5 protein-coding genes are annotated in these 3,936 nt (G+C 60.7%); 4 read left to right on the forward strand and 1 reads right to left on the reverse strand.

The features are described from left to right. Positions 1-69: 69 nt before the first annotated feature. From WBB85_RS03375 to WBB85_RS03390, 4 genes are all read left to right on the forward strand, one after another. Positions 70-720, forward strand: a complete 651-nt coding sequence (locus WBB85_RS03375) for an ABC transporter ATP-binding protein (RefSeq protein ID WP_432637212.1) — start codon at positions 70-72, stop codon at positions 718-720. After that, positions 707-2,281: a capsule biosynthesis protein gene (locus WBB85_RS03380; protein ID WP_432637209.1), complete on the forward strand. Its 1,575-nt coding sequence runs from the start codon at positions 707-709 to the stop codon at positions 2,279-2,281. Before WBB85_RS03375 ends, WBB85_RS03380 begins: the two co-directional genes overlap by 14 nt. A gap of 19 nt (positions 2,282-2,300) precedes the next feature. Further along, positions 2,301-3,140, forward strand: coding sequence for a 3-deoxy-8-phosphooctulonate synthase (kdsA, locus tag WBB85_RS03385; protein WP_432637213.1), 840 nt, complete (start codon positions 2,301-2,303; stop codon positions 3,138-3,140). 73 nt (positions 3,141-3,213) lie between these two features. Beyond that, complete coding sequence (locus WBB85_RS03390; RefSeq protein ID WP_432637210.1) at positions 3,214-3,675, forward strand: cupin domain-containing protein; 462 nt, start codon at positions 3,214-3,216, stop codon at positions 3,673-3,675. A 10-nt stretch (positions 3,676-3,685) separates the two neighbouring features. Here WBB85_RS03390 and WBB85_RS03395 read toward each other — a convergent pair. Then, the coding region (locus WBB85_RS03395) for an NAD(P)/FAD-dependent oxidoreductase (protein ID WP_432637211.1) at positions 3,686-3,936 on the reverse strand (251 nt) is incomplete at its 5' end.

The following is a 3,936-nucleotide window of genomic DNA, read 5'->3' on the forward strand; positions in this document are numbered from 1 at the left end:
TGTAGCTGCTATGTTATCATTCGTACCGTTAAGATGTACCGGCAGGCAGAGCGGCGGCAAGGCCATCGGATGCTCGAATTCGAGAATGTGAGTAAATCTTTCTGGACCGGAAAGACGCGCAAGGTGATCCTTGATCGCGCTTCTTTCAGGGTGGAACGCGGCCGATCTCTCGGCATTCTCGCCCCTAACGGGACAGGCAAGACCACGATCGTCAACATGATGGCCGGGCTGGAAAAGCCCGATGAAGGTACGATCCGCAAGACCAGCCGCGTGTCCTTCCCGCTGGGCTTCATGGGGGGCGTTGTTTCCAAACACACAGCGCGTGAGAACGCGCGTTTCATCTCCCGGCTCTACGGGCTTGATCCCGATTATGTGGAGGCGTTCAGCCGCTGGCTTTGCGGGATCGAGGAATATTTCGACATGCCGGTAGGCACCTTCAGTTCCGGTATGAAGGCACGGTTCACATTCTCGCTACTGTTGGCGATGGAATTCGATATATACCTGATCGATGAGGGAATGCCGTCTACCACGGATGTCGAGTTCAATCGAAAGGCGGGGTCAATCCTGGCTGACCGGCTGAAAACCTCAACCGTTGTTGTCGTTTCTCATCAGGCGTCAACCCTGGAAAAATTCTGCCGCTCTGCCGCCGTTCTCAGGAATGGCACGTTGCATATGTTCGAAACACTCGAAGAAGCGAAACGGATGTATGACTACACCTAAGGCAACAAAGTTCCGCATCCGTCCGCAGGAACGCAGCGCGCCCGACGCCCCGGAACCGCTTATCCCGGACACCGATGACGGTTTCGGCGACCGGGTCTTTCCATCCGCGCAGGAACAGCCGGAAGCGAACCGGAACCCCGAAGACGATCTGGCCGCGATCAAGGCCGAAGGACTGTCGGGCCGCCAGCTTCGCACGGCACGCCGTGTTGCCCAGAAACACGGGGTTGAGGCCGCGTCGGATTACGAGGCCGTTCTTCTGCTGCGCCGGAAGGGGATAGACCCGTTCCAGCCTTCGGCAGTGCTTCAGATGGTCGAAAACGCGCAACAGGCCGCTCCGGCGGCAGGTCGGGTGCAATTGCCGCAGACCGTTCCGACCGCGCCGCCCCCTGCCCCAGTGCAACCCTTGTCGGAATCCCAACGCGCGGCGGAAATCGTTCAGATCCAGCGCGACATTGTCAAACGGCGGCGGCGTAACTTCATGATGCTGCTGGCGCGGCTGGCGGCCTTCGTGCTGCTGCCCACGCTGCTGACCGGGTACTATTTCTTCAAGGTCGCCACGCCACTTTATGCAACCGTCAGCGAGTTCATCATCCAGCAAAACGAAGCTGCCGGAGCCGGTTTTGGCTCAATGTTCCGCGGCACGCAGTTCGCGACTTCGCAGGATTCCATTGCCGTTCAGGGCTATCTGCAATCACGCGACGCGATGCTCAGGCTCGACCGGGATCTCGACTTCAAGACGCATTACAGTCAGGACTTCATCGATCCGCTGCAACGTCTCGACCCCGATGCGACGAATGAAGCCGCGTACAAACACTACAAGCGCAACGTGAAGATTGGCTACGACCCGACCGAGGGCATCATCAAGATGGAGGTGATCGCCGCCGATCCAAAGATCAGCCAGCAGTTTTCCGAAGCCTTGATCGGCTATGCCGAGCAGCAGGTGGATCAGCTTTCATCCCGCCTGCGCGAGGATCAGATGCAGGGCTCGCGCCAGAGCTATGAGGATGCCGAGAAAAAGGTGTTCGAAGCTCAGATGCGGGTTCTGGGACTGCAAGAGGAGCTGGGCATTCTGGACCCGGTTACTGAAAGCAGCGCACTCATGGGACAGGTTTCGACTTTCGAAATAGAGCTGCAGAACAAGCGGCTGGAACTTCAGCAGCTTCTCGACAATACGCGTCCGAACAAGGCGCGGGTCGATGGGGTGAAGGGCGATATCTCGCGACTGCAGCAATTGATCGCCGGGCTCCGCTCGCAACTGACGCAAGGCGGCACGGATACCGCATCTCTGGCCCAGATCACCGGCCGGTTGCGCATTGCCGAGGCGGATCTTGAAACCCGCCAGCTGATGCTCAGCCAGGCCCTGCAGCAGCTTGAAACCGCCCGGATCGAGGCCAACCGGCAAGTGCGTTATCTGGAATCCTCCGTCTCTCCGGTCGCGCCGGATGAGGCGACCTATCCGCGCGCATTTGAAAACACTATCTTGGCCTTTCTGATCTTCAGTGGCATTTACCTCATGCTGTCGCTGACTGCCTCGATCCTCCGGGAACAGGCAACCTCGTAAGGAGCCGGACATGACCAAGATGAAGGACGTTTCCGTCGGCGGGCTGACCGTCGGCAACGACCGGGTGCTGACCGTGATCGCGGGCCCCTGCCAGTTGGAAAGCGCCGACCACGCCCAGATGATCGCCGGAACCATGGCCGAGGCCTGCGCAAAGGTCGGTGCCCAGTACATCTTCAAGGCAAGCTACGACAAGGCCAACCGCACATCGCTGAAAGGCAAGCGCGGGATCGGTATGGATGCCGGTCTGAAGGTGCTGGACGGCGTGCGTGCCGCACTCGGCATGCCGGTCCTGACCGACATCCACGATGCCGAACAGGCCCGCATCGCAGGCGCGGTCGTCGATGTGATCCAGATCCCCGCTTTCCTCTGCCGCCAGACCGACCTCCTGCTGGCGGCTGGCGAAACCGGTTGTGTGGTGAACGTCAAGAAAGGCCAGTTCCTCGCCCCTTGGGACATGGACAATGTCGCGGCCAAGGTCGCGAGCACCGGCAATGAAAACATCCTGCTGACCGAGCGCGGCGCGAGCTTTGGCTACAACACGCTGGTCGCCGACATGCGGTCCCTGCCGCGAATGGCCAGTACCGGCTATCCGGTGATCATGGACGCGACCCATTCGGTGCAGCAGCCCGGCGGTCAGGGCGGATCAAGCGGCGGCCAGCGCGAATACGCCCCCGCCATGGCCCGCGCCGCCGTCAGCCTCGGCATTGCCGGGGTCTTTATCGAGACACATCAGGCCCCGGACGCCGATCCGTTGATTTCCGATGGGCCGAACATGATCCCGCTTGATCAGATGCCGAAACTCATCGAGACGCTGATGGCGCTTGACCGCATCGCCAAGGCCGACCCGGTCCGGGTGTAGGCCGGCGGGCCGAGCTTGCATATCCAGACAGGAACGCGCCACTCAGGCGGGTGTCGCAGAAAAAAGATGGCATATGACCGCAAAGACCACTGAGACCCGCAAGAACACGGTGATCCGACACTGGGACGGCAGCAAGAAGTTCTGGATGTCCCCGACCGAGTTCACCGGCGTGGTGGTCGGCAAAGAGGATACCGCATCCGAATACGTCATCAGCGACGGGCTGATCGGCCCCGGCGGTTTCATCCCCGACCACTTCCACAAATGGGAGGACCAGACCTTTCACATCCTGCAGGGTCAGCTTGAGGCGAAAATCGGCGATGAGTTCGTGACAGTGGGTCCGGGCGACACAATCCATTGCCCGCGCGGCGTCTCGCACTACATGAAAAATACCGGAGGGGCTGAAGCCCGCATCCTCAGCTACATCATCCCCGGCGACTGGGCCGAGGATTTCATGGCTGAAACATCGCGCCAGAATCATTCCGGCCAGCGCGATCTGGCACTCATCGAGGAGCAGTTCGGCGTGGTCTACCTCTGACTGCCGCGACCTATACCACCTGCCCGGCCGCCCAACCCGACGACCAGGCCCATTGGAAATTGTAACCGCCAAGCCAGCCGGTCACATCCACTGCCTCACCCACGAAGTAGAGCCCCGGAACGGAACGGGTTTCCATTGTTCGCGCGTCGAGCCCGTTCGTATCCACCCCGCCCAGCGTCACTTCGGCGGTGCGGTAGCCTTCCGATCCCACCGGTTTGACCTGCCAGCGGTTCACGGCGCCCCCGATCCGATCCAGTACCG

The organism is Albidovulum sp. (assembly GCF_049646345.1).
GTDB lineage: Bacteria > Pseudomonadota > Alphaproteobacteria > Rhodobacterales > Rhodobacteraceae > Albidovulum.

Bases quoted from the DNA above. Each gene is read 5' to 3' on its own strand.
- WBB85_RS03390 (WP_432637210.1), top strand. From the start codon at position 3,214: ATGACCGCAAAGACCACTGAGACCCGCAAGAACACGGTGATCCGACAC.
- kdsA (WP_432637213.1), top strand. From the start codon at position 2,301: ATGAAGGACGTTTCCGTCGGCGGGCTGACCGTCGGCAACGACCGGGTG.
- WBB85_RS03380 (WP_432637209.1), top strand. From the start codon at position 707: ATGACTACACCTAAGGCAACAAAGTTCCGCATCCGTCCGCAGGAACGC.
- WBB85_RS03375 (WP_432637212.1), top strand. From the start codon at position 70: ATGCTCGAATTCGAGAATGTGAGTAAATCTTTCTGGACCGGAAAGACG.